Raw genomic sequence first — 24,492 nt, 5'->3', positions numbered from 1 at the left:
GATTATAATCTTGAGTTGGGGAATTTAGCTTACAGAAGAGTCGAAGGACTAAGTATGTAATTAAATGAGAGTTTAAAAAACCTCATTTAGAAGCGTACACTAAAAGCGTACCATAAGTAATATAATGAGGCTTTTACGCATATAAAGAAAAAACGCTATCCAGATTCTTTAATTAAAATTCATAGCATAAACAATCAATGATCTCTTATTAGTCCATACCGCAAATCCTTACTCCGCTTGTGCTTTTATTGTGAGAATTAAGAAAAAGATAGGTAGAAGGTGACAAACATGGAAGCAATCGTCCTAGCTGCTGGATATTCCAGCCGAGCGAATGCATTTAAAATGACTTTGCCGATGGGGCAAATGAGCGTGTTGGAGCAAACGATCTCTAAATTTGAAGGATTATGCAGCAGGGTCATCGTCGTAGCTGGGTTTCAAGCGGAAATCATCCAAGAGGAAATTGCCAAAATCATCAGTAAAAATGCCTATTCATTTCAGATCAAGTTTGTTTATAATGAAAACTTTAACCAGGGAATGTTTCATTCAATTCAAAAGGGCTGCAACGAAGTAAATGCCCCAACCTTCTTTATAACACCTGGAGATTGTCCGCTTGTTAAAAAAGAGACTGTTCAGCTACTAGCAAAACACAAAGGAAACGTGGTTATTCCCAGCTTTGACTATAAAGGTGGCCACCCCATTAAATTATCAAGCGAAGTGAAACAGAAAATTCTCGAAACCAATCCAGATAGTAACTTGCGTGTGGTCCTTGGTGGTTACGAAAAGCAATACTTGAATGTAGAAGATGTGGGAGTATTAATGGATGTTGATACACCGGAAGATTACCAAAAAGCCATAATTATGATAAGCGAAGTAAAAATATAATTAAAAACTAGAAAAATCTTGAATAGAAATGAATCATAAAAGATCATTCTCATTGATAAAATCATAGGAAGAGGTTTCTATTCCGAATATGTCCCAATAAAAAATTGAGTCGAAGGGTGTTGTTGCAATGAATCTCAAAGACATAAGCACCTCAGTGCCCAAAAAGGACCATAAAGGTAAAGTATCGGGCCAGTTGCCCTATATTAGTGACGTGAAATTGGAAAATATGGTTTACGGTGTTTTGTATCGATCGCCAATTGCTTATGGAAAAGTCATATCCATTCAATTACCTAACCTTCCGGAAGGGTATGAAGCTGTTGGAGCAGAGCATATCCCCGGACCGAATTATGTCAAAATTATCAAAGAAGATCAGCCCATTTTTGCCAATGAGTGGGTCAATTATATTGGTGAGCCGATTCTCATGCTCACGGGCAAAGACCTGGATATCCTGTACAGTTTGTTAAATGAAGTGGAGATTGAATTTGAAGAACATCAGGCTATCTATACATTGGACGAAGCGATCAAGCAAAAATCTGTATCCTTAGTTTTGGCAAACTATGAATTTGGGGAAAGCTTAGAGAACATTTCAGCTATCGAGCAGGGAGCCCATCAAATCATCGAAGAAGAATATGATACGGGTTATCAGGAGCATGTCTACCTTGAGCCGCAAGGAATGCTCGCCGTTTATAAGGATGATGAAATTGTCGTCCAGGGATCGATGCAATGTCTTTATTATATAAAAAATGCATTGCTAAGCGCTTTAGCCTGTGGTGACGATGAAGTTAGAGTTGTTCAAAGTCCTACCGGCGGAGGTTTTGGCGGCAAAGAAGATTATCCTTCGATGATGGCTTGTCACGTAGCCGTTGCAGCAAGAGCAGTCAAAAAATCGGTAATGCTCGTGTTCGACCGTTCTGAGGATATGCAGGTTACGACGAAAAGACATCCGGCCAAACTGAAATATCGAACGGCCCTTGATAAGGAAGGAAATATTCTGAGCATGTGTGTTGACATCTTTCTCGATGGAGGGGCAAATGTGGGATTGAGCTCTGTCGTGCTGCAGCGCGCATTAATAAACGGTGCCGGTGTTTATAAAATTCCGCATTTTCATGCAAAAGGCTATGTCTTAAAAACCAATACCGTTCCGAACGGCGCCTTCAGAGGCTTTGGTGCTCCACAAAGCTTTGCCGGAATCGAAAGTCATATTGGACATCTTAGTAAACTGGCAAAAATCGACCCGCTTGAATATAAACGAAAATACCTCGTCAAACAAGGAGACCCCACCATCACCAAAGGTAAATTCCGCGACCCGATATTAGTGGAAGAAATGATTCAGGACGTACTCAACGTGTCAGAATACAAAAAGAAAAAAGAAGACTTTCAGCGCTTAAATCAACAAAATCAGCGCTATAAAAAAGGCATAGGAACTTCGTTGTTCCTCCACGGCTGTGGATTTACAGGCAGTGGCGAAAGAGATCATATTAAAGCAACGGTGAAGCTGGTTAAATCAAAGGACGACCAGGTATCACTAAAAATCTCAAACTCTGATATGGGACAAGGTATTTTGACGACGTTGTGTAAAATTGTCGCCAAAGAACTTAACCTCCCGTTCGAAGATATTTCGTACCCTTATCCCGACACAAAAGAGGTTCCCGACTCGGGTCCGACCGTAGCTTCCAGGACGACGATGATTGTCGGAAAATTGCTTGAACGGGCCGCAAAAAAACTTAAGGATCATTGGCAAACAGGGGTGGAACAGGAAGTAGTTGAGCACTATGTTCACCGTGAAATGATTCCTTGGGACGAGAAAACCTTCACTGGAGATGCCTACCCGGCTTATTCATGGGGCGTTAATATCGTTGAAGTAGAAGTTGATACGTTAACAGGAAATATAAAGTTAGAAAAAGTATACGGCAATTATGAAGTTGGGAAGGTCATCGATGAACGGATTATGAAAGGCCAAATTGACGGTGGTTTGGCTCAAGGGCTAGCATACGGTTATCTAGAAAAGATGACGTCAAAGCAAGGTAGAATCCAACAAAAAAGCATATCGGATTATGGACCGCCGACTTCATTGGATGTTGTTTCAATTGAAAGCAAGGTCTTTGATAACCCCTATGCTGATGGTCCATACGGGGCGAAGGGCGCAGGTGAATTGACTTTAATCGGAGGCGCACCAGCAGTCCAATCTGCGATCGAGGATGCCCTGCAAACTTCTTTTCAGCAAATTCCGATTACACCGGAAGTCATTATTGAAAGTCTTTGGATGAAAGAAGGTGAAGAGGGTTGATTAAATTCACACTAAATGGAAGAACGGTAGAAACTGACGCCCCTGCTACAGCAAGATTACTAGATTTATTAAGAGATGAGTTTGAGTTAATCGGAACAAAGGAAGGCTGTGGTGAAGGGGAGTGCGGAGCCTGCAGTGTTTTTGTGAATAACCTTCTGCAAAACAGCTGCCTTATTCCAATTGGCTCGATTGCTGGAGCCGATATTCAAACGATCGAAGGCATCACTGAAACGGAACAATTTAAAATTTTAGATGAGAGCTATTCCATCGCCGGGGGAGTGCAATGCGGCTATTGCATTCCGGGGATGATTATGGCCAGTGCAGCTTTGTTATCTAAAAATCCTCATCCTTCAGAGGCTGAAATTCGTGAAGGCATCTCCGGAAATCTGTGCCGATGTACAGGCTACAATATGATTGTTGAGGGAATTAACCTAGCAGCTAAAAAAGGTGATGGCTTATGGTAGAGAAAATAACAGCGAATCGCTTCGAGAGTTTAGACGAAACCTTAAGCCAATTGAATAGAGAAGATTGTTCAATCATAGCCGGGGGCACCGATGTTATGGTTCTTCACAAAAGTAGAAGGGGAGTACCTCCGAAAATCCCTAAACCGATTGTTTTTATTAATCATCTTTCCGAATTAAAGCAGGTGTATCAACATCATAAGGATCTCCACATCGGGGCCTGCTGTACCTATAGTGAATTACTTGAAAATCCGTTGATTCCTTTTGCTTTAAAGAATGCAATTAAAACAATTGCTGCCCCGGCAATCAGAAACCGGGGAACATTAGGCGGTAATATTTGCAACGCCTCTCCTGCCGGTGACATGCTTCCTTTATTATATATATACAATGCAAAGCTTCTGTTGCGCTCCGTAAATGGTGATCGCATGGTTGCGATTAGCGATTTTATTCAAGGTCCACGACGGGTTCAACGCTTTCACAATGAAATAGTAACGGAGATTATTCTGCCGTACGTATTAGAAGATTCACATGTCGTTTTCGAGAAAGTCGGCAACCGCAACGCAGATGCCATTGCGAAGGTATCGTTTGCGGGTTTCGTCCGGATAAGCAAAGATCGAATCGATGACATTCGATTTGCCTTCGGGGCAGTCGGACCTACGATGGTTCGTTCCATTGATATTGAGAAGAAGCTGGTTGGAAAAACGATTCCATTGGCCGATGCAGACATCGCTGCGATTGTGGCAGCCTTCGATAAGATCATTAGACCAATCGACGATCAACGCTCCACTGCGGCTTACAGAAAAACCGTTGCGTTACATCTTTTACGTTATTTTCTTAGCATGAAGCAATATCAACCGAATTAATGTTTAAAAATAGGGGGGAGCTTTTCATGCTGCTGATGGAAAAAGTGTCCATGCTGACGTGTCAAAACGAAACCTTTGCTTTAGCCATGATTATTGAATCAAAGGGCTCGACTCCTAGGCATGTTGGAAAAATGATTGTTTACCGGGATGGTACCATTGAAGGGACTGTCGGTGGGGGCTTGGCTGAACACTATGTGATCGAAGACAGTGTAAAGGCGATCCAAAATGGCCAATCGAAAATCGTTGAATATAAATTGAATAAACATGCAAAAGACGGAATTCAGATGAATTGTGGCGGCACGTTACGGGTCTTTATTGAAGTCTATACAAGCAGGCCTGAACTCATTCTGGCTGGGGCCGGTCATTTAGGCCATGCGTTGGCAAAGCTCGCTGATTTTCTCGAATATCCTTATTGCATTGTCGATGATCGCGTTGATTATTGTACGAAGGAACGCTTTCCTAATGCGACAAACCTTTTTGTGAACGAGGATATTGGAAAGGCTTTGCTCGCAGCCAATCTAAATGAAAAGTCATATGTGGTAATTGTTACAAAAGATTGTGATGATATTGTATTAAAAACGGCACTGCAATTTCCGATTGCATATGTTGGGATGGTCGCCAGTAAACGAAAGGTCATAAGCATATTTGAAAAGTTAAAAAGTGAAGGGGTCACGCAAGAACAGTTGGAGCAGGTCCATTCTCCAATCGGATTGGAAATTGGCTCGGAAACATCAGAAGAAATTGCCATCAGTATTATCGGACAAATCATCAAAGTAAGCAAGGAAAAAAAGCCTGTAAAAGAGAAACAATTAAATAGATAAGTAGAAAGGTATAACACCTGAGGCAGATAAAGCTAAAATCAAAATGTCTAATAGACAATGGGGTCAGTCCCCGCTGTGTTAAAGTATTAACTCAGTGGGACTGACCTTTTTTCTTAGATAAAAGCTAGAAGCTGGCTCTTGCTCTTCAGAGTGGGCTTTTTGTCGTTTTGATTAATTCATTTATATATTTGAAGAGTGCTTTACTCGGAAAACATCCGATTGTCCCCCTGCACTTTAATGGGGATGATCATGTTGAAATTTATTCAAATTAGTAAAATAGATAGGTAGTTTCATTTAGAAGGCACTATTAGACTTTTCACTCCATACTTCTTCACAAAGGCATCCCTCATTAAGCACATGGATTCATCCCATTTTTCAGCTAGAAAATTTCTTTTTATATGCATTGAAGAAGTTCCTGGATTTAGCTTGATTAACGGTTTTATGAAACAGAGAAAAACCCTTCCAAAAGGGTTTTGGAGGGTTATTTATCATAAGGAAAATGAAATTTTTAGAAAAAGATATTGACATCCCATTAGCTGGTTTAAGGCAGCTTTTTCTTATGCAACTATAGGTGCAGGATAGTGATATAATTAAAAACAACTTTTATACATTTGAGTTTTAATCTTAAAATAATTGGAGGAGTTAGGGTGTCAATAATAGAGCGTTTTAATAACGTTGTTTATTAGTAAGTAGAGGCCCTCCTAATAGGAATACGTATAAAGAAATTAAATATTTAGGAGGAGAAAAATATGCGTTCAGAAAAAGAAATGATGGAATTGATATTACGAGTAGCCGAGAAAGATGAGAGAGTACGAGCTGTTGCAATGAATGGTTCCCGAGCGAATTCTAATGTACCTAAAGATACTTTCAGAGATTATGATATTGTTTATCTTGTATCTGACTTTCAATCGTTTCTAATCAATCCTGAATGGGTAAATGTTTTTGGGAAAAGAATGATAATGCAAACACCAGAAGATATGGCAATGTTTCCACCTGAATTGGGTGGGAGATTCACCTATCTAATGTTATTTGAGGATGGTAATAGAATTGATTTAATGCTGATTCCGATTGAGGAAAAAGATAATTATTGCTCTGAAGATGGATTAACAGTTATTTTATTAGATAAAGATGGGGATATACCTAAGCTTTCTGAACCAACAGATAAAGATTACTGGGTAAAAAAGCCTTCTGCTGAATTTTTTGCTGATTGTTGTAATGAATTTTGGTGGGTTTCAACTTATGTAGCGAAAGGGCTATGGAGACAAGAAATACTTTACGCTTATGACCACTTAAATAGTGTAAGAGAAATGTTACTAACAATACTTGAGTGGAAAGTTGGTATAGAAACCAATTTTTCATTGAGTGTAGGAAAAAACAGTAAGTACTTAAAGTGCTACCTTGATAACGACATTTGGGAAAGGTTGATGAAAACATATCCTAATGGAGATTACGAACAAGTCTGGAATTCGTTGTTTGAAACAATTGACTTGTTTGAGCAAGTAGCTATTGAAGTAGCTAGTATTCTCGAATATCAATACCCTTCTGAAGATGCGAATAAGGTTAAACAATACCTTACTAAAAATTAACCAATAGATGTTGGTATCAAACACCTGTTTCAGAAACGGATAGACCTATTCTAGATGTAATATTTAATATAAGCGGCTTCTATTATTGGATGGCATGTGTGGCTGTCATAATATCTGGAGTGGCAGGGCAGATATCGGAAGAGGACTTAGAGGAAATATCCTTTTTTAGCTGAATAAAATCATACATAAACGATAAAAGTGAAAAACGATAAAAGTGAAAAACGATAAAAGTGAAAAACGATAAACCCCTTGACTCCCAAAAGGTTTATTTTGGTGTAACAGAGAACAAGATGGCTAAGTTTCGTCGGAAAAACCAATAAAAAAGTAAAATAAAAGAGAAGGCTTCCTTCTCTTTTTTAAATAACAATTAATAAAATAGGGGGACATGAAAGGGACATTGATGGTTGTGTTAGGGGACACAAAAGGGACATTGATGGATTTTTCATACTAGGCTTTGCCTAGTTCCGCAACGTTGTTGGGGACAGTTTTTCCTTATGCTCTTTTTGTTGCTTTAAAACAAAGTTTGATCAAAAATACCTCCAGAAATATCTCACAAGCCAGCACTCTGCGATAAATAAAAATTCAAAATGGATTCTTTTTCAGTAGATTTAAGTTTCAGTTTTATAAAAAGGTTTGATTATTTTCTACCTGTGATGCACAACAATCGCGCCCTTTAAAGGAACAACAACCATCTTCTATTAGTTGGCTTTAGTTGAAGAAGGTTTGTTCCGCAACTCTCAAGTTATGACACTTAAAAGTTTAAATTCACCTCCTACAATCCCTTCAAAGCCGTCAATTTTCATCTTTGAATTCCCTGACCATTGCTAATCCTAAGCCAAACAACTATACCACCTCTAGCAAAATAAATAAAAAACCATTTTCAAGAAAGGTTAGTTATTAGCATATGTTTTATTGAAAGGATGTGATTGAATTATGGATAGGCGGAAATGGGGCGTTGAGTATTAGTATTCGTTGGCTGCATGTTTATTGGTGGAGGAGTGGGACTTTGTTAGGAAGTTCCCAAATCGGGTGGATGTTAGGAATGGGTGATGGATTTCTTGGGATGGCTTTAACAAGACTAATTGGAAAATAATCGAACGGGCTTTCTCCTTCCAGTAGATAAGGCAATTTGCATTAAGTAATTACTTACATACTAGCCCACAAGTAGTAATCGTACTCATGCAAAGCCGCTCTCTAACAGAAAGTGGCTCTTTTTGTTTGTAGTTAATTGCCACATAATACTGGGAAACAAATAGTGAAAGGAGGAGATATGGATTTGAACCTTCATAGAAAAAAGTATTTATAGAACTTTTTTGTTCCTATTTATTAGAAAGCAAAATATACGTATAAAAAGGTTTTGGCTCAGAAATTTTTTTACAAAGTTATGTAGGCTAATTGAATAAAATACGCTACGTACTAATCCACCGTCTATTCGTAATGCTGATCCATTAATAGCTGAAGAAAGTGGACTGCTTAAGAAAGTTACAAGGTGTGCAATTTCTTCGGGACGAATAAATCTTTCAATAATAGACGTTGGGCGATTTTATTTCATAAATCATTTTTTTGCTTATTCGATGCTTAATAGTTCATTTGGATAAAGACTTTTTAGCATCGTCTCTACACCTTCTGTAAGAGTTGAGCCAGGCATAACTGTATTAACAGTGACATTTGTGCCTTTACATAACTCAGCTAAACTACGGGAAATTGACAATTGCATGGTTTTTGTTGCACTATAATGCGCCATTTCCTGAGAAGGCATAATAGCTGCTTCACTCGCAATAAAGTTGATTCTCCCCTCTTTTTTTTGAATCATTTTCTTGAGGTAAGAGCGGGTTAATCGAACTCCGCTCATGTTGTTCACTTCAAATAATCGAAACCAATCTTCATCTGGTATATCAAAGTATTCAATGGGCTCAAAAATGCCAAGATTATTAATCAGAATATCTACTTCTGGATATTGTTCAATCATCTGTTGACATCCTTGTTCCGTTCCTAAATCATGAATAGCAGGGTGAAGCATGGCTTGAGGATATTGTGTTTGAATTTCTTTAATTGCTTGATGTACCTTTTCTTCCCGTCGTCCGTTAATAAGAACAGTGGCTCCCTTTGCTACTAATGTAAGCGCTGGAGCCTTGCCGATACCAGCTGTCGATCCCGTGACAAAGGGCTGTTTTTCCTTTTAAACTCAATTTCATCTAATTTCCTTCTATTTATATAAAATCAAAATTGTTGGTTAGAAAGAGAAAGAGGTAATAATAATAAAGTAAACACATCTTGTTACTAGTTTGGATAAATCGCATGTTATTATAAAGAAAGGAGATAGACAAATTGAATGCGTCTATCTCCTTCCACCTTATAATCAAAATTGTCAGGGTCTTCAGGGTCTGGCCCTACAAGGTGATTTTGATTCATTTCTTCAATGAGATGTTTTTTTGTTGATTTTGGAATGGTAATATGGGTTGTTAAGGAAGAGACCGGAAGAGGCTGGCAACGGGGCGTTCCCTCGCCAATGCCGAAATCAATCATTGGGGACTTATGTGATTAAACCGGTAACAGAGGCAGGAAAAATTGTCATTGCTTCTGGAGGCGGAGGCATTCCGTTGGTGAAACATGATGATGGGCAGAGGGTTGGATTGAAGCCGTAATTGACAAGGGCCGAAGCGGATTTAAGCGCGCACAGGAAGTCGATACAGATGTATTTATGATCCTAACAGATGTCGACGCGGCACTGAAAGGAGAACTTGGAACAAGAATTGTAAACAACGAACTAATGAGACAATATCATAGGAGAATCGATGCCAGTCAATGCTCGTGTTCATTTGTCGATGTATAGAGTATAGTAGATTTTCCTAGTTAGTCAATCGTTTTATAGAATTGAAAGAGTCGTGGCTTGTGTAAGCTGCGGCTTTTGTTCGCCTGGCAGTGCATCGCTCTATGGATGAAGGTCCCTAACATTATTTGAAATGATAGCTGATAGGTAGTGCAAGTATCCAAACCTGAAGAAAAGAAGTGAATTAAATGGCTGAGCCCTTAAAGAATCTATATAATGAAACGTTCATTCGTGAATTTGGTGAAAAAGTAAAGGGTGTCCATCCGTCCTTCTCGACCGAATTGTTTATAGAGGAAGTGATTGATGAACATTGGGGCGAGAGGAAGTTAAAAGAACGGATTAGACATATTTCCATTACTCTTGGAAAGCACCTTCCAAGTGATTATCAAGAGGCTTTGGATATTTTGTATCGACTTGATAAGGATTGCGAAGGGTTTAGATATTTATTTTTCCCGGACTTTGTCGAGGTACATGGATTGAATAAGAAAGATTGGCCTTTATCGCTAGATGCGTTGGAGCGTTTTACTGCAAGGTCATCCTCCGAATTTGCCATCCGTGCTTTTATCTTGCGTGATCCCGTTTTAATGATCGAGAAGATGAAGGAATGGACCAATCATGGTGATGAGCATGTCCGCAGGCTGGCAAGTGAAGGATGCCGGCCAAGGTTACCATGGGGGCAAGCTTTACCGATGTTCAAATCCGATCCGGCACCGGTCTTGGAAGTACTAGAGAACCTGAAAAACGACCCGTCCCTATATGTTCGCAAAAGTGTGGCCAATAACTTGAATGATATTGCCAAAGATCATCCTAAAACCGTAATAAAAACTGCCAAGCGCTGGCATGAAAGCGGAGAGCCCAATACGATTTGGATTGTCCGACGGGGATGCAGGACACTAGTTCGTCAAGGAGATCCAGAAGTCCTTTCATTATTTGGATACACGGATGTATTGAATGATCCGAATATCATTACAAACGCATTTATAAGAAATGAAGCTGACTCGATTTATATTGGGGAAACAAGTGAACTTCATTTCGGGTTTCAAGTGCATGCGGAGAAGACAGCGAAACTTCGCATTGAGTATGCCATCGATTTCGTAAAAGCTAATCAGAAAACGTCCCGGAAAATTTTCCTTTTGGCAGATAGGGATTTCTCGGATGATGAAAGAGTTGAAAGAGTGAGGATTCACAATTGGAAAGACCTGACGACCCGTCGACATTATAGGGGAATCCATCGAATAACACTCCTTGTGAACGGAGTGGAGGTTGCAGAAACGCATATCAAACTAAACGCTGAAGGATAACGGAACTTAAAAAGTATGGGAGTCCTTGATTAGTTACAGGAGTACCAGCACTTATAACTAACAAAAACGAGGAGTCGAGAGTTCCTCGTTTTTAATTCTTTCATGAAAGTGAAACATTGCAAGTAACACATTTAAAATCAATCAAATCCAAAAAGTTGGATAGCTCCGATTGCTGCGCAAATTATTAATGAACAATGCCAGTAAAACGATTATCACGGAACCAATTAACACAGGCGTAAATAAATAGCTCCAGCTATAATGACCTAGCATAACAACAAGTGGGTCTGCCCCTGCTGGCGGGTGCGTCGTTTTTGTCAGCATCATGACGGCAATTGCTAATCCCACAGCCAAGCCAATCGCCCAAGGCTCATCGCCAAAAAAATGATAGGAGGCTAAACCTACGAATGTTGAAACGAAATGGCCGCCAATAATATTTCGTGGCTGTGATAACGGCACGTTCCATAAACCGAAAGCCAGTACACAGCTGGCACCAAATGGAGCCATTAACCACACTGCTGAAGTTATTTTTGTTAAAAGAATTAAAGCGAATATCGTTGAAAATCCCCCAATGAGTCCCGTTATTGCGTCCTTTACATTTATCTGTAAAGGGCTTCTTCCTTTTCCCTTCATCTTCGTTAAATAACGTAGGTGAAAAAAGCGTTTTTCTTTATTCCTCGCTACTGCTATACGGTCCAATATTACCACTCCTTTTTTATATAATTAGATTTTATACGAATCAAACTAACCTGTCAAAAACTATTTTAACAGTTAGTTTGGAATTTCATAAAAAAAGCCAACTTATATAATAAGTTGGAACTTCATTTATCATCAGATTTTCGGTGTTGAAATCGGGCAACCTTTTTTCTATTCCCGCATATTTTCATTGAACACCACTTGCGTCTTCCGCTTTCATCGATAAATAACAGAACGCAATCATCATTCGAGCATCGCTTTAGTGATGACAGCTTATTTTCTTCGATTAATGTTAATGTGTTAAAAGCAATATAAGATAGCAGGATATCTTCCGCTTCTCCAACAGGTATTGGAACAAGTTTTTGATCCATTAATTTATAAGTAAAAGGTGATTTTTCGATTTTATTTTCTAAAAAAGCGATAAACTCATCAGGAATCATATTTCCATCTGCTATTAACTCAAATTGTTTTCTTAAAATAGTACGCATTTCTAAAATGCCTACAAATACCTGCTGAATTCTCTCTTTAATTTTCAAGAATAGTTGATTATCCCAATATGAGTTTTTCCCTTTTATTACAGCAAGCCAGTCCAACACATCCCGTTCTGAAAGTAATAAGTCTTGCCGTTGACCTCGACTGACTAGTTCCGTGTTCACTAAGTCCAGAGAAAGTTTACCTGATATAAGTGGGAATTTATTAGTTTCAGACATATGTTCATCACTCATTTCTCTGTTAAATGCTAACCTTTAAAATATTGATTTAGAGGTTATGTCAACATTATACCCTATTTCGGGGTTTTTCAGCTAGGTATTCATGTTAAGAACCCCATAGCCAATCATCTTACATGAGAGATTGTTGATAGATACGGCGATAACATGAATCGTGTTATCAACCACCCATATTAGCAATAACAGTATAGTAAATGAAATCACATGATAATCAATCCTATTAAAGTGAGGGAAAAAGCTCTTGACATAACCTGTACGTACAGGATAATATGAAAGCGTATACAGAACCTATACGTACAGGTTATAAAAACAACTATATTTTGCTTTCTAGGGAAAGGAAGTAGTGAAATGGGTAAATACACAGAACCAGCAACGGATTTGCTTCAACATGTCGGAGGGAAAGAGAATATTGCTACGGTTACGCATTGTGCGACAAGAATGCGTTTTGCTTTGAAAGATCCCTCCAAGGCGGATGTAACGAATATCGAATCGATTAAGCTTGTGAAAGGAACGTTTACACAAGCTGGCCAGTTCCAGGTCATAATCGGGAACGAAGTATCATCGTTTTATAATGAATTCGTTTCCATAGCTGGACTTCAGGAAGCGTCAAAAGAAGATGTGAAAAATGCAGCTAAACAGAATATGAGCTGGCTGCAGCGTATGATTGCCCATCTTGCGGATATTTTCACCCCGCTGATTCCTGCCATTGTCGTTGGCGGACTCATTCTTGGATTCCGCAATATCATCGGCGATATTAAAATGTTCGATGATAGCACAAAGACCCTTGTGGATATTTCCCAATTTTGGGCAGGGGTCCATGCCTTCCTTTGGCTGATAGGTGAAGCTATTTTTCATTTTCTTCCTGTTGGCATTACATGGTCGATCTCGAAGAAAATGGGCACGACTCAAATTCTCGGCATCGTCCTTGGTTTGACCCTGGTTTCCCCACAACTTCTTAATGCATATGCAGTGGCAAACACAAAGGCAAGTGACATACCTTTTTGGGATTTCGGTTTTGCCCAGGTCGACATGATCGGATATCAGGCTCAAGTCATCCCAGCGATACTTGCAGGGTTCGTCTTGGCATATTTAGAACGGTACTTGAGAGATAAAGTGCATAATTCCATTTCCATGATCGTCGTTCCATTTTTCGCTTTACTTCCAACTGTTATCATTGCCCACACCATTTTGGGGCCTTTAGGCTGGAAAATAGGTTCTGTCATTTCTACTGTTGTATATTCAGGATTGAATTCATCAGTTGGCTGGCTATTTGCTGCAGTTTTCGGCTTTGCCTACGCACCGCTTGTCATCACGGGACTGCATCACATGACAAATGCAATCGATCTTCAGCTCATGAGTGAACTTGGCGGTACGAACCTATGGCCGATGATCGCATTATCCAATATTGCACAAGGAACGGCAGTGCTTGCAATGATTTACATCAACAGAAAGGACCAGGAGGAAAGACAAGTTTCCATCCCCGCTACGATTTCATGTTATCTAGGTGTAACCGAGCCAGCCATGTTCGGGATTAACCTGAAATACGGCTTTCCGTTCTTAGCCGGTATGATCGGTTCACTTTTCGCGGGCATCGTTTCAGTCGGATCAGGAGTAATGGCAAATTCCATCGGTGTTGGGGGGATCCCGGGTATTCTATCCATCCAGCCACAGCACATGGGAATGTTTGCACTCGCGATGTTGGTTGCTTTCGTTGTGCCATTCATTTTGACTATTGTATTCTCCAAACGTCCTAAAATGAATTTGAAAACAAGAACGAAAACAACGAAATTAAATGCTTAATAACGTGGAGGGGGAGCATTCTCCCTCTTTTTTACCATACTGGCAAAAGAGACATCAGGGATAGCAGAGGAGGAATCATAATGAAGGATTTTAAAAAAAGTACCATCTATCAAATTTATCCGAAGTCATTTAAGGATTCGAACGGTGACGGCATCGGGGACATAAATGGTGTTATTGAAAAACTTGATTATCTGAATGAACTGGGAGTGGATTATATTTGGCTGACCCCTTTTTATCGTTCCCCTCAGAATGATAATGGATATGATGTAGCGGATTATACATCCATTGATCCTGTTTTCGGGACGATGGATGATTTCGAAAGATTGGTGAAGGAAGCTAATTCGCGGGATATCCAAATCATGTTGGATATGGTATTCAACCATACATCAACAGAGCATGAATGGTTCCAAAAAGCATTGTCTGGAGATAAAGAATATAAGGACTATTATATTTTCAAGAAATCGAAAGATGGAGAGCCCCCTACCAATTGGATTTCGAAATTCGGAGGCCCTGCATGGGAATATGTAGCGGAACATGATGAATACTACCTTCACTTGTTCGATCGGACCCAAGCTGATCTTAACTGGGAAAATCCCAGAGTAAGGCAGGAAATCTTCAATGTAGTTAACTTCTGGATGGATAAAGGTGTCAAAGGCTTCCGTTTGGATGTGATCAATCTTATTTCGAAACCTGACTTCTATGAAAATGACGATGATGGAGATGGACGCTGCTTTTATACAGATGGTCCCAAAATTCATCAATTCCTTAAAGAGATGCATGAAGAAACATTTGGGAACGATGTAGAGGTGATGACTGTAGGGGAAATGTCATCGACGACCATTGACCATTGCATCAAATATTCATCTCCAGTTGAAAAGGAGCTGTCCATGGTATTCAGTTTCCATCATCTAAAGGTGGATTATAAAGATGGGGAAAAATGGTCACTAGCAGATTTTGACTTCAGGCAGTTAAAGGAGATCCTAAGCAGCTGGCAGTATGGGATGCAAGAAGGGAATGGATGGAATGCCCTGTTCTGGTGCAACCATGACCAGCCAAGGATCGTATCCAGGTTTGGGAATGATCAAGAGTATCATAAGGAATCTGCCAAGATGCTGGCAACAGCCATTCATATGCTTAGGGGAACCCCATATATTTATCAAGGGGAGGAAATAGGAATGACCAACCCGAAATTCAATGATATTGGTCAATATCGGGATGTGGAATCGATTAATTATTATAATATTTTAAAAGAGGCAGGCAAGAATGAAAAGGATATAATCGAAATTCTTCAGGCTAAATCCCGTGATAATTCTCGAACTCCCATGCAGTGGGAAGATACGGAGCACGCAGGCTTTACAAAAGTGACGCCATGGATTTCAGTGCCTGATAATGCTAAGGTAATCAACGCTGAACACGCATTGAAGGATCGGGATTCCATTTTTCATCATTACCAAAAACTTATATTCTTACGCAAGAAACATGATATCATTGCATATGGGGACTACCAGGAAATTCTTGGCGACCATGACCAATTGTTCGCATATGTTCGCAGTTATAAAGATGAGAAACTTTTGGTCATCAATAACTTTTATGCAAAAGAAGCGTCCTTCAAGATTCCAAAAGATATGGACCTATTTGGATACAACTCAGAGCTCTTGCTCTCAAACTATATCGATTCGAAAGAACTTGCAGGTGATTTTATCCTTCGTCCCTATGAATCGGTTGCCTATTTGTTGAAAAAGGACAAGTAGCAGACAAGAAAAATATATTGTGGTGATGAAATGAACAGCAAATATCTATCGCTATATAGTGATATCGTTTCAAAAATTGAAGAAGGAACCTTTCCGACAAATTCAAAGCTTCCTTCCGAAAGCAGCTTCATGGAAGAGTATGGCATATCCAGGGATACTGTGAGAAAGTCATTACAGTTGCTTGAACAAAATGGATATATCCATAAAATCAAAGGCAAGGGTTCATTTGTCTTGGATTTCAGCAAATTTAATTTTCCTGTAGCAGGGTTGATTTCCTATAAAGAAATGGTGGAAAAGTTGAATTTGCATTCCAGAACGATCATCCATAAGTTGGAGCTTGAGACCCCTGACGCAAACATGGCCAAGCTTCTGGACTTAACGGATGGTGGTAAAGTATGGAAAGTGTTTCGGGTGCGGCAAATCAACGGCAAGAAAATCATACTGGATAAAGACTATTTCAAAAGCGAGTTCGTAACCAACCTGACAAAGGAAATTTGTGAGGATTCGATTTATGGATATATTGAAAAGGGACTCGGACTCCAGATCGGTTTTTCCAATAAGGAAATTACCGTGGAGCCATGCAGTGAAGAAGATAGACAATTATTGGACATTGAAGACTTCGATATGGTGGCAGTTGTGAAAAGTACGGTCCATTTAATCGATGGAAGCTTGTTTCAATATAGTGAATCCAGGCATAGACCCGATAAATTCAAGTTCACGGACTTTGCACGAAGAACTTGGTGAATGCGAAAGGTAATTGATGAATGGCAGGCTAGAGATGAAATGAAAAAACAATTAGATTGCCAAGGGAAATGCCTTAGAATTATATGGAAGAGATGGAATGATTCATGAAAGGTCAGCTCCATTCAAAAAGAGAAGGTCGCCGTGGCGGCCTTTTTTACTGCTGTTCAATGTATCGTGTTATTCTTATAGACCTCGAATTGGAGGCTGTTTGGTATAAGATTGTTGCTATTGGAATCATACTATATTTTCGAATAATTGATTACACAGGGGGGCATTCAACAATGTGGTTAGATATTTGTGAGGATTTTTCAGTCCTTACTCCAATAGAACATTTAAAGCTCTTTAATGCTATTAAAGAAGATTTGTTCCCTGAGCAGGAAAAGGACGAGATACTGCTGTCGAGTTGGACAAGGTGTTAGGAAGCCATACCGACACATCTGCTTTGCTTTGCACTGATACAGCCACTTACTTTAAGAAAATCGAGATAATGAAGGGTCTTCAGCATGAACCTATTAACGTAAGTAAGAAGGTCTATGTAAGAAAAGGTATTATCATATCCAGCACGTAAATGGCTGCCACAAACGTTTAAAAATGCAGATGGACCGTTTTTCAAGGAGTGGCCACTAAGTACATTGATAATTACCTTTTCTGGCACCAATTTCTTAGTTGAATAAAAAAGTGCCTTTTCAAGAACTCCTAAAAGATTTGTTTCTTACACCCTGTCAACGAGTATATTTTACAACCGCTCCAAGTTAAGAGCGTAAAAAACGTGGCATTATCAACCAAGTTTTTATCGGAACTTGTAACTATAAATCTTTTCTGCAAAAAAGCATACAATCAAACCGATAATTAATGGAACCAACGAACCAGCTGAAATGAAGAAGCCGTTTCCGTTCTCTGTATATTCGTGATGGAACATTAACCAAGGAATAGTAAACATATGACCAACCAGATAAAGCATTCCTGTCGTCAATACAAATGAACCAAAGGTAACTATGAAGCTCTTTAATTTCATCTAAACACCTCCTAATTAGATATTAACAGACCTTTCAGTTATTTCTAATATTATACAATTCATTTTTCTGGTAGCAACAATCTTTTAGAAAAGAGCCTTTTATTTTTAAACGAACGGGGGGAGAGGAGGATCATCAAACCATTAGTTTGACGATCCTTCTGCTTGTTTGGGAGTATGGGAAGCATTTAGTAACACCACTCCACCAATGATTAATACTAAGCCACCTAATGTAGTGATACTAAATGGCTCACTCCATAATAGTACGCCAATTAATGCAGTTAAAGCTGTGCCTATTCCTGACCAAATGGCATAAGCTAAGCTTAACGGAATTGTTTTAAGACATATAGATAAGCTATAAAATGCAATTCCAAATCCTATTATAACCCCAAGTGAAGCGAATAAATGCGTGAATCCTTCAGACAACTTAAGCATGGTCGTACCAAAGACTTCGCTTAAGATGGATATTCCTAAAGCCATGTATCCTTTCATACTATTACCTCCGATTACTAAATTGTTAATTGCCTCCACTTGAGAGCTTCAAAACCACCACTCCTCCAATGATCAGGACTAAACCTAAAAATTTTTTCACGTTAAAGCTTTCTTTATAAACGATAACTCCTACTAAAGCAGTTAAAGCTGTGCCTATTCCCGACCAAATGGCATAAGCCGTTCCTAGCGGTATGGTTATTAATGATAACGATAGGCAATAAAAAGCCAAACCCATTCCAATTACCACACCTATGGAAGGGAATAACCTTTTAAACCCGTTTGATATTTTTAACATCGAACTGCCAAACACTTCACTTAGGATGGCTATTGCCAAAAATGCATAAGGATTCAAGATGAACTCCTCCTAAATATTGATCTATTTTTTCAATCACTTCCCCAAGAATCTTATCATCTAAAGGACTCATATAAAACTAATACTGCCTATAGTCAGTTTCATATTTACTGTCATTGCAGTACACGCTCAATATTAGGCTGAAGGTGATGCAATAAGCCGCTTCTTCGGACCTGACAGCAACATATAAGTAGGGCGAACAGGAATTTTCAGGAATTTTGTCGAATTATTCCTTTAACGATTATATTGGGGTGAACTTATTTCATGGAATTTATAATAAACAAAGAATGCTTTAATAAGGCGATTACAGATGTCAGCCATGCCGTTTCCATAAAAACACATATTCCCATTTTATCAGGAATAAAGATAGTGGCTAATAGCGATTGCTTAACCCTTCTTGGCGGTAATTCCGATATTGTCATTGAAAAAAACATTCCTTTAACGATTGACGGTGTAATGAAATTGGAGGTTTTTAAAAAGGGCACGGTTGTATTATCGGCAAAATATTTAAGTGAAATCGTTAAAAAATCACCTGATGTCATTCATGTAAAGATGAACGAAAATCAATCAGTTACTATCCAATCAAATGAAATAGTAACAAACCTAAATGGGTTACATTCCGGGGAATATCCAAATCTTCCTCAAGTGGAGGAAGCTGGTTATTTTAATATCCCAAGTGTTGAATTATTGGAAATCATAAAACAAACAGTGTTTGCCGTTTCTAAAAGCGGTGTAAGACCTGCTTTGACAGGAGTCAATTTGTCAATCAAGGATAACAAGCTTTCTTGTGTTGCAACAAATTCCCATCGTTTAGCGTTAAGAGAACTTCCGTTAGAATCGAAGGTGAATGGGTCATTCATCGTTCCAAGTAAATGCCTAAATGAATTAACCAAGTTAATTAATAATGAAGCAGGTATCATACATATTTTCATCACAAAAAGTTATATCGTCTTTAAAGCAAATACTATCTCACTTTATTCAAGGCTGATTGAAGGTAATTTCCCGAATGTATCAGGATTGCTGCCCCAAGATTTGAAAACGATCATCACCATGGATACCAATGCACTATTAAAGGGTATTGATAGGGCCTGCCTTTTTGCAAGTGAATGGAGAAATAACAATGTTCATTTAGAAATCTTGGATAATAGTAAGCTAAGGATATCTTCTAATTCATCGGAATTAGGGAAGATAGAAGAAACGCAAAGCATCAAGGCAATCAGAGGTGATGCGGGGTTAAGTATATCACTGGATGGAAGTTTTTTATTGGATGCCTTAAAAGCGATAAAAGAAAAAGAGGTAAAGCTAAGTTTTGGTGGTCCAATGAAACCTATCTTAATCGAGCCAAGCGATAATTCCTCCTATCTTCACCTAATTTCACCAGTGAGAGCATACTAAAGCGGAAAGACTGTAGGAAAAGAATAACAGGAGTGAATCGCCAACCGGTAACATCGGATTAATGAAATGACTTAAGACCCCAAAAAAGTCGGATTTATCCTTACTGAGTTTATTGATGTGAAATGAAGCCATGCACAATTCCATTTCATCCATGGCGATTTGTGCAAGTGACTTGAGAATATCCTACTCTGCTTCTGTAATCGCACGCGGCTTATAATCAATGATGCACATCTAGGTAACAGAAATTATTTTAATAAGAACGTCAGGAAAAAGCGAATGTAAGATTATGTATTTATCAGTCGTATTGCCTTGCTTGAGTACTGTCGAAAGATTTTATTTTAAAATAAACCACGGTAGAATATATGAAATAAATATGACCATATGATAGCTAAATACTCATGATACGTTTTTCAGTAGTGATTATTTTCCTATATCCAGTAAGGAACGCACCAAGTACAATACCTGAGCATTTAAGCCAATGGGGCTTCATTTTATAACATGGAAAAATAAAAAGATGAAACAAAATAAGAAAGGGGGAGAACAAGTCATACTTATTCCTTTTTGTTCTTAGTAAACCGCCACTTCAATCATACAGTAAGATCGAAACTACTGCTGGGTAGTTCTTTTTCCAAATGCAAAACTAATACAATAACTGCTAAAATGCCTTATTTTCATGTGTTCTGATTGTTCTTTATCTACATAACAACCAAACATACTATTTCCTCTATTACTATATCTTTTAATAGAAAGGGGGGAAGAAAGAGTGCAATCACCTTGTATCTTAGAAGTTGATGGTCATTCTTTTTAGTCACTGAAATTGATGATGTAGCTACACTTAGAATCCGTATTTCAGCTCTATTGGCATCATCATTAATAGGATTAGAATTCCCAGACTGCGGCGAATAGGTCAATTTCCCAACATTTTTCAGGTATCCCACTTCAATAATGCTTGTGCATAAACTATACAAAACTAGTGAATCAGATGTATCGGCATGTAAAAAGGGATCTTCTATAGGAAGATCCCTTTTTACTACTTCTTCACTAACAAAGTTCTTTAACTTCATAAGAATATCAGGAATATATGTGCCCAAAAATTAAAAGCTAAACAAAACCTTTGTTAGACCGGCACGTTTATTTGGCTAAGAAAGCCAGCATCAGACAAGAGTGGCTTTCGAAAAAGTACGTATTTCATCAGAAAGCTTCAAATCTGCATCTATAGAGTTAATCTTCCTTTATTTAGGTAAGTTCTTCATTATCCATTGTTTAATTAACTTAGCGACTTGGGGCGGCGAAGTGGTAGAAGTGTCTAAAGTAGGTATTGGTGGAACTGATGTTTTGGCTTCTTGAACTAACTTCTCAGATAGTGCATTCATATAATTAATGCTGTCAGCCGTCCATTTGCCGCGAGCCGATAATCGTTGTGTACGAGCTTCACCGTTACAATAAAGATGCAGGTAATGAACTGGATTAAAGAAAGGGAAATGGTCGCAAATTTCAACATTATATGGAGCGGGTACATTGCCGAATAATACGGTCCGGAATAAGCACTATAATAGGCAACTTTCAACCAATTATCACAAGCTGTTAGATGATCGTCATTGTTTACGATAAGATCTATATCAAATACATTGAAATCCACCATGAGTTTCTGCAATTCCAGTGAGGTTGCTGATTTTCCTGAGCCACTAATGCCAGTTACAATAAAAAGAGGGAAAGTCATGATCATCACCTTCCAGTATGTTGAGGAGATATGTTACAAATATCATAAAGATATTTTCACTTTATTTATTAGTTTTTTGAAACTGTTGTTTCGCGCCTTTTTTACCCAGATGTAAAAAGAAACTTGAAGGCATATTTATGTTTTAGGAATGGGGTTCTTCTTTACGGCTAGGATTGTACTTTTGGAATGTGGACGTTGCTTGGTTTGTAATATAAAAATTCACAGGTTTATAGAAAGGGGATAATTATGATTGTTAGTCAAACCTGGGATCATGAAGTGATTGCAAAATTAAATCAAAATGTTCACAATCTGCATGCAAAACTATATCCGAGGTATTTTAAGGAATATGATTATTGTGCAATGAAAGGAACTTTCGAAAAGTTGGTGAAAAATAACAGTTTTGTTTTTCTCGTTTTAAAAGAACTTGAAGAACCGATCGGTTACGCATGGATTGAATTTAAAACCTATCCAGAAAGCGCTTTTAAAAATGAGTATAAAGCAGTATATGTGCATCAGCTTAGTATCACTGAAAGACAAACCCAAAAAGGTTACGGTAAAAAACTAATGAATGAGGTCTATGAAATGGCTAAAAAGAACGATATAGATTTAATTGAACTGGATTATTGGTGTGAAAACATTGCTGCAAAAGAGTTTTATAAGAAACAAAACTTTAAAATGTATAGGGAATTTGCATTTAGACAGTTGTAAATCCTTTGAATGTCAATTTCAAAAGTTGATGGAAGGAATGAATAAAAACCCCGAATCGGGGTTTTTAATTAATATCTTAACATTCTCCTCGAAAGACTGGGGGGTTGAGGAACTCCACAAACAAAGCTTTGGCTATAACACTCTTTCACGATACTTCGGGTATGCGGAATATATGTGGTGAAATGTTTATTCACGGTAGTTGTATGTGTCGGATGAAAAACTGGAATCACGTTGTTAATGACATTAGTTTTAACATTTTGCTTTGTCGGGGAGATTTGAGGTGGATTATACTGAGTAGGCATTCTGTGAGGCGGGAAATATTGTGGTGGAAATTGACCGCCTTTCGGATGCCCCCAGGGCTTATTATACATTTAAACACCTCCTGGATTTTTTTGAGAGTCATTGTTAGTTTATGAAAAAAATTGATAAAGGGACTGGTATAGATGCCTTTATCAAAAGTTCATATACATATTATAATTTTCGATCAATTAAAAAATGAATAAACATTAATTTAAACGAATTTGGTTAATTGCTTGGCGAACAAATGACTCGTGTCTTTTCCTCCAGCTATTTTCCTTGCTTTTTTCCAAGCCCCATTCAGGAAATGTAGATAACCGTAACGCTGCAAATAATTGCCAGAATGGTAAGTTTGTAAAATTCAACTCCGGCATCATGGATTTATATTGATGGGTGAAGTCATCCATCGCTTGCATTCCAAAATGATATGAAATTTCGAGTTGACTATTGGCAAGGTCAGCCAAAGGGTCCCCTAAGCCTGAGTCTTCCCAATCAATTATGGAAACTAGTTTATCCTCTTTCCATAATATATTTCCTGGCCAATAATCACCATGAAGGATCACTTTTTTATTCATGGCGGGTAATGGCATGAAAGATTTTAACAAATCCCTAATCATGCTTAGATTTAATGTATCGTCCAAGAGTACCCTTTCTTTATTATTTAACATCTCTACATATGTATTTTCTACATTAGGCAGGAATGATAAAGATAGATCTGCACAATCAACACGGTGGATTTTTGCTAGATTGATTGCCAATTGTAAGATATGATCATTAAGATTTGAGGGGGAGAATTCTGACTTACCCTCAATAAACTCGAGAATTAGGCATGGCTTGGAAAATATCTCGCAGGATTGCTCAAGGTAATATGGCATCGGTACAGGCAAACCGGCAGCTTTCAATATCCCTAAGAGCTGGTGTTCATCTGCTGCAATATTCGGATTCCGTTTCAAGTCATTATCACCATGCTGACGAACGATCATTTTTACGATTCGCCCTGACGATTGTAATAGTTCAAGTCCAATTACCTGTGCAGAAATACCGCCTTTTAATTCCCATGCGCGAATTAGCTTGTTTCCTTGATCAAACTTATGAACCAATCGTTCAAACTTATCGTTCATCATATGTCATCTCCTAATCCCGTTCATTGTTAAGGAATTTAAGTTCACATTTTCCTATAACTTTCGCGAAAAATTCAAAGGCCTCATTGCTGCAAATTCAATAAATGAAACCAATAGATTGTTACAGTAATTTAAACAAGTGAGGTGTGCTGAAAATGAAAATTGAAAAATATAAAGTGGATACACCAAAAGGGACGTTACAATATCATATTACTGAAAACGGAAATCCAAATAAAGTTTTTTAACGGTGGTGCTGAACCGATAGAGGGTTGGATGAAAATCCTCCCGGCAATTTCGGAATCTGAATCAGTATTTTCCTATTATCGTTTTGATGTTGCTGGCAGCGATAAACCGAAGGAAAACCAAGACAGGATAAATATTGTTAACATTTGAGCCCCCTTTATTGGTGGGACATTCCCCAGGCGGCTTATATGCTAATTTATATTCCCGGCTTTACCCAAAAGAAGTAGCGGGAATGGTTTTTAAAAAAATTCAGTACCACGAAAGATATCAGCCTTAATGAATATCTAGGCAAGGAAGTTAAAAACTTTAATAAGATGTTCAGGGTGTTGAATTCCTTTTCTTAACGTAATTAATTCTATTTTGTGGGAAAAACTGTGATCAAATCCAGCAAACTGATACATTTCC

The 24,492-nt window shown here is 38.4% G+C and carries 23 protein-coding genes and 2 pseudogenes; 15 read left to right on the top strand and 10 right to left on the bottom strand.

Going from position 1 to position 24,492, the window contains the following annotated elements:
- Positions 1–288 precede the first annotated feature (288 nt).
- From ACQKFG_RS21245 to ACQKFG_RS21220, 6 genes are all read left to right on the top strand, one after another.
- Positions 289–882, top strand: a complete 594-nt coding sequence (locus tag ACQKFG_RS21245) for a nucleotidyltransferase family protein (RefSeq protein ID WP_427562521.1) — start codon at positions 289–291, stop codon at positions 880–882.
- Positions 883–1,009: 127 nt separating this feature from the next.
- Positions 1,010–3,169, top strand: a complete 2,160-nt coding sequence (locus ACQKFG_RS21240) for a xanthine dehydrogenase family protein molybdopterin-binding subunit (RefSeq protein WP_427562518.1) — start codon at positions 1,010–1,012, stop codon at positions 3,167–3,169.
- Positions 3,166–3,633, top strand: coding sequence for a (2Fe-2S)-binding protein (locus ACQKFG_RS21235; protein ID WP_342615505.1), 468 nt, complete (start codon positions 3,166–3,168; stop codon positions 3,631–3,633). The genes ACQKFG_RS21240 and ACQKFG_RS21235 overlap by 4 nt, the downstream gene beginning before the upstream one ends.
- Complete coding sequence (locus tag ACQKFG_RS21230; RefSeq protein WP_427562514.1) at positions 3,627–4,493, top strand: FAD binding domain-containing protein; 867 nt, start codon at positions 3,627–3,629, stop codon at positions 4,491–4,493. Before ACQKFG_RS21235 ends, ACQKFG_RS21230 begins: the two co-directional genes overlap by 7 nt.
- Before the next feature lie 26 nt (positions 4,494–4,519).
- Positions 4,520–5,314 carry an XdhC family protein gene (locus ACQKFG_RS21225; protein ID WP_427562511.1) on the top strand — a complete coding sequence of 265 codons (795 nt, stop codon included), beginning with the start codon at positions 4,520–4,522 and terminating at the stop codon, positions 5,312–5,314.
- Positions 5,315–6,063: 749 nt separating this feature from the next.
- Positions 6,064–6,900, top strand: coding sequence for an aminoglycoside 6-adenylyltransferase (locus ACQKFG_RS21220; RefSeq protein ID WP_427562508.1), 837 nt, complete (start codon positions 6,064–6,066; stop codon positions 6,898–6,900).
- Positions 6,901–8,302: 1,402 nt separating this feature from the next.
- On the opposite strand, the pseudogene ACQKFG_RS21215 reads toward ACQKFG_RS21220, so the two are convergent.
- Both ACQKFG_RS21215 and ACQKFG_RS21210 read right to left on the bottom strand, forming a co-directional pair.
- A pseudogene (locus ACQKFG_RS21215) lies at positions 8,303–9,095 on the bottom strand (SDR family NAD(P)-dependent oxidoreductase); the annotation flags it as partial.
- A gap of 109 nt (positions 9,096–9,204) precedes the next feature.
- Positions 9,205–9,426, bottom strand: a complete 222-nt coding sequence (locus ACQKFG_RS21210; protein WP_427562740.1) for a hypothetical protein — start codon at positions 9,424–9,426, stop codon at positions 9,205–9,207.
- A gap of 492 nt (positions 9,427–9,918) precedes the next feature.
- Here ACQKFG_RS21210 and ACQKFG_RS21205 point away from each other — a divergent pair, with 492 nt between their 5' ends.
- Positions 9,919–11,031: a DNA alkylation repair protein gene (locus ACQKFG_RS21205; RefSeq protein ID WP_427562506.1), complete on the top strand. Its 1,113-nt coding sequence runs from the start codon at positions 9,919–9,921 to the stop codon at positions 11,029–11,031.
- 141 nt (positions 11,032–11,172) lie between these two features.
- On the opposite strand, the gene ACQKFG_RS21200 is transcribed toward ACQKFG_RS21205, so the two are convergent.
- Together ACQKFG_RS21200 and ACQKFG_RS21195 are read right to left on the bottom strand one after the other, a co-directional pair.
- Positions 11,173–11,727, bottom strand: coding sequence for an HPP family protein (locus ACQKFG_RS21200; RefSeq protein WP_353871853.1), 555 nt, complete (start codon positions 11,725–11,727; stop codon positions 11,173–11,175).
- A gap of 122 nt (positions 11,728–11,849) precedes the next feature.
- On the bottom strand, positions 11,850–12,434 hold the full coding sequence (locus ACQKFG_RS21195) for a CGNR zinc finger domain-containing protein (protein WP_427562502.1): 585 nt from the start codon (positions 12,432–12,434) through the stop codon (positions 11,850–11,852).
- Between the two features lie 366 nt (positions 12,435–12,800).
- Between ACQKFG_RS21195 and treP the strand changes: the two genes are divergently transcribed.
- The 5 genes and pseudogenes from treP to ACQKFG_RS21170 all read left to right on the top strand — a co-directional run.
- A complete protein-coding gene (gene treP, locus ACQKFG_RS21190; RefSeq protein ID WP_192204330.1) occupies positions 12,801–14,252 on the top strand; it encodes a PTS system trehalose-specific EIIBC component in 1,452 nt (483 codons plus the stop codon).
- 80 nt (positions 14,253–14,332) lie between these two features.
- Positions 14,333–16,003 (top strand): alpha,alpha-phosphotrehalase, encoded by a 1,671-nt coding sequence (gene treC, locus ACQKFG_RS21185; protein ID WP_427562498.1) that lies wholly within the window; start codon positions 14,333–14,335, stop codon positions 16,001–16,003.
- A 30-nt stretch (positions 16,004–16,033) separates the two neighbouring features.
- On the top strand, positions 16,034–16,747 hold the full coding sequence (gene treR / locus ACQKFG_RS21180; RefSeq protein ID WP_427562495.1) for a trehalose operon repressor: 714 nt from the start codon (positions 16,034–16,036) through the stop codon (positions 16,745–16,747).
- Between the two features lie 104 nt (positions 16,748–16,851).
- A complete protein-coding gene (locus ACQKFG_RS21175; protein WP_427562493.1) occupies positions 16,852–17,166 on the top strand; it encodes a hypothetical protein in 315 nt (104 codons plus the stop codon).
- 130 nt (positions 17,167–17,296) lie between these two features.
- Positions 17,297–17,411, top strand: a pseudogene (locus ACQKFG_RS21170) (IS1595 family transposase); the annotation flags it as partial.
- A 126-nt stretch (positions 17,412–17,537) separates the two neighbouring features.
- Here the strand turns inward: ACQKFG_RS21170 and ACQKFG_RS21165 are convergent.
- The 3 genes from ACQKFG_RS21165 to ACQKFG_RS21155 all read right to left on the bottom strand — a co-directional run bounded on the left by ACQKFG_RS21165 (position 17,538) and on the right by ACQKFG_RS21155 (position 18,603).
- Positions 17,538–17,762 (bottom strand): hypothetical protein, encoded by a 225-nt coding sequence (locus ACQKFG_RS21165; protein WP_342615511.1) that lies wholly within the window; start codon positions 17,760–17,762, stop codon positions 17,538–17,540.
- 141 nt (positions 17,763–17,903) lie between these two features.
- Entirely contained in the window at positions 17,904–18,251 is a 348-nt protein-coding gene (locus ACQKFG_RS21160; protein WP_192204334.1) for a DMT family transporter, read from the bottom strand.
- Between the two features lie 25 nt (positions 18,252–18,276).
- Positions 18,277–18,603 carry a DMT family transporter gene (locus ACQKFG_RS21155; protein WP_286182152.1) on the bottom strand — a complete coding sequence of 109 codons (327 nt, stop codon included), beginning with the start codon at positions 18,601–18,603 and terminating at the stop codon, positions 18,277–18,279.
- A gap of 264 nt (positions 18,604–18,867) precedes the next feature.
- Between ACQKFG_RS21155 and dnaN the strand changes: the two genes are divergently transcribed.
- A complete protein-coding gene (gene dnaN / locus ACQKFG_RS21150) occupies positions 18,868–19,998 on the top strand; it encodes a DNA polymerase III subunit beta (RefSeq protein WP_427562488.1) in 1,131 nt (376 codons plus the stop codon).
- A 1,369-nt stretch (positions 19,999–21,367) separates the two neighbouring features.
- Here the strand turns inward: dnaN and ACQKFG_RS21145 are convergent.
- Positions 21,368–21,718 carry a hypothetical protein gene (locus ACQKFG_RS21145; protein ID WP_427562485.1) on the bottom strand — a complete coding sequence of 117 codons (351 nt, stop codon included), beginning with the start codon at positions 21,716–21,718 and terminating at the stop codon, positions 21,368–21,370.
- A 246-nt stretch (positions 21,719–21,964) separates the two neighbouring features.
- Here ACQKFG_RS21145 and ACQKFG_RS21140 point away from each other — a divergent pair, with 246 nt between their 5' ends.
- Positions 21,965–22,426, top strand: a complete 462-nt coding sequence (locus tag ACQKFG_RS21140; protein WP_427562482.1) for an N-acetyltransferase family protein — start codon at positions 21,965–21,967, stop codon at positions 22,424–22,426.
- A gap of 68 nt (positions 22,427–22,494) precedes the next feature.
- Here the strand turns inward: ACQKFG_RS21140 and ACQKFG_RS21135 are convergent, their stop codons facing one another.
- Positions 22,495–22,728 carry a CotD family spore coat protein gene (locus tag ACQKFG_RS21135; protein ID WP_228467675.1) on the bottom strand — a complete coding sequence of 78 codons (234 nt, stop codon included), beginning with the start codon at positions 22,726–22,728 and terminating at the stop codon, positions 22,495–22,497.
- Positions 22,729–22,932: 204 nt separating this feature from the next.
- Positions 22,933–23,844 (bottom strand): phosphotransferase family protein, encoded by a 912-nt coding sequence (locus ACQKFG_RS21130; protein ID WP_427562479.1) that lies wholly within the window; start codon positions 23,842–23,844, stop codon positions 22,933–22,935.
- Between the two features lie 162 nt (positions 23,845–24,006).
- On the opposite strand from ACQKFG_RS21130, the gene ACQKFG_RS21125 reads away from it, so the two are divergent.
- Positions 24,007–24,237 (top strand): hypothetical protein, encoded by a 231-nt coding sequence (locus ACQKFG_RS21125; protein ID WP_427562476.1) that lies wholly within the window; start codon positions 24,007–24,009, stop codon positions 24,235–24,237.
- Positions 24,238–24,492 lie beyond the last annotated feature (255 nt).

It is taken from the genome of Peribacillus sp. NPDC076916 (assembly GCF_050269675.1).
GTDB lineage: Bacteria > Bacillota > Bacilli > Bacillales > DSM-1321 > Peribacillus > Peribacillus aracenensis.
This window is presented reverse-complemented; position numbering and strand designations above follow the sequence as displayed.

Bases quoted from the DNA above. Each gene is read 5' to 3' on its own strand.
- ACQKFG_RS21130 (WP_427562479.1), bottom strand. From the start codon at position 23,844: ATGAACGATAAGTTTGAACGATTGGTTCATAAGTTTGATCAAGGAAAC.
- treR (WP_427562495.1), top strand. From the start codon at position 16,034: ATGAACAGCAAATATCTATCGCTATATAGTGATATCGTTTCAAAAATT.
- ACQKFG_RS21205 (WP_427562506.1), top strand. From the start codon at position 9,919: ATGGCTGAGCCCTTAAAGAATCTATATAATGAAACGTTCATTCGTGAA.
- ACQKFG_RS21165 (WP_342615511.1), bottom strand. From the start codon at position 17,762: ATGAAATTAAAGAGCTTCATAGTTACCTTTGGTTCATTTGTATTGACG.
- dnaN (WP_427562488.1), top strand. From the start codon at position 18,868: ATGGAATTTATAATAAACAAAGAATGCTTTAATAAGGCGATTACAGAT.
- ACQKFG_RS21240 (WP_427562518.1), top strand. From the start codon at position 1,010: ATGAATCTCAAAGACATAAGCACCTCAGTGCCCAAAAAGGACCATAAA.
- ACQKFG_RS21195 (WP_427562502.1), bottom strand. From the start codon at position 12,434: ATGTCTGAAACTAATAAATTCCCACTTATATCAGGTAAACTTTCTCTG.
- ACQKFG_RS21175 (WP_427562493.1), top strand. From the start codon at position 16,852: ATGAAAGGTCAGCTCCATTCAAAAAGAGAAGGTCGCCGTGGCGGCCTT.
- ACQKFG_RS21145 (WP_427562485.1), bottom strand. From the start codon at position 21,718: ATGACTTTCCCTCTTTTTATTGTAACTGGCATTAGTGGCTCAGGAAAA.
- ACQKFG_RS21220 (WP_427562508.1), top strand. From the start codon at position 6,064: ATGCGTTCAGAAAAAGAAATGATGGAATTGATATTACGAGTAGCCGAG.
- ACQKFG_RS21245 (WP_427562521.1), top strand. From the start codon at position 289: ATGGAAGCAATCGTCCTAGCTGCTGGATATTCCAGCCGAGCGAATGCA.
- treC (WP_427562498.1), top strand. From the start codon at position 14,333: ATGAAGGATTTTAAAAAAAGTACCATCTATCAAATTTATCCGAAGTCA.
- ACQKFG_RS21160 (WP_192204334.1), bottom strand. From the start codon at position 18,251: ATGAAAGGATACATGGCTTTAGGAATATCCATCTTAAGCGAAGTCTTT.
- ACQKFG_RS21140 (WP_427562482.1), top strand. From the start codon at position 21,965: ATGATTGTTAGTCAAACCTGGGATCATGAAGTGATTGCAAAATTAAAT.
- ACQKFG_RS21225 (WP_427562511.1), top strand. From the start codon at position 4,520: ATGCTGCTGATGGAAAAAGTGTCCATGCTGACGTGTCAAAACGAAACC.
- treP (WP_192204330.1), top strand. From the start codon at position 12,801: ATGGGTAAATACACAGAACCAGCAACGGATTTGCTTCAACATGTCGGA.
- ACQKFG_RS21230 (WP_427562514.1), top strand. From the start codon at position 3,627: ATGGTAGAGAAAATAACAGCGAATCGCTTCGAGAGTTTAGACGAAACC.
- ACQKFG_RS21135 (WP_228467675.1), bottom strand. From the start codon at position 22,728: ATGCCTACTCAGTATAATCCACCTCAAATCTCCCCGACAAAGCAAAAT.
- ACQKFG_RS21210 (WP_427562740.1), bottom strand. From the start codon at position 9,426: ATGATTGATTTCGGCATTGGCGAGGGAACGCCCCGTTGCCAGCCTCTT.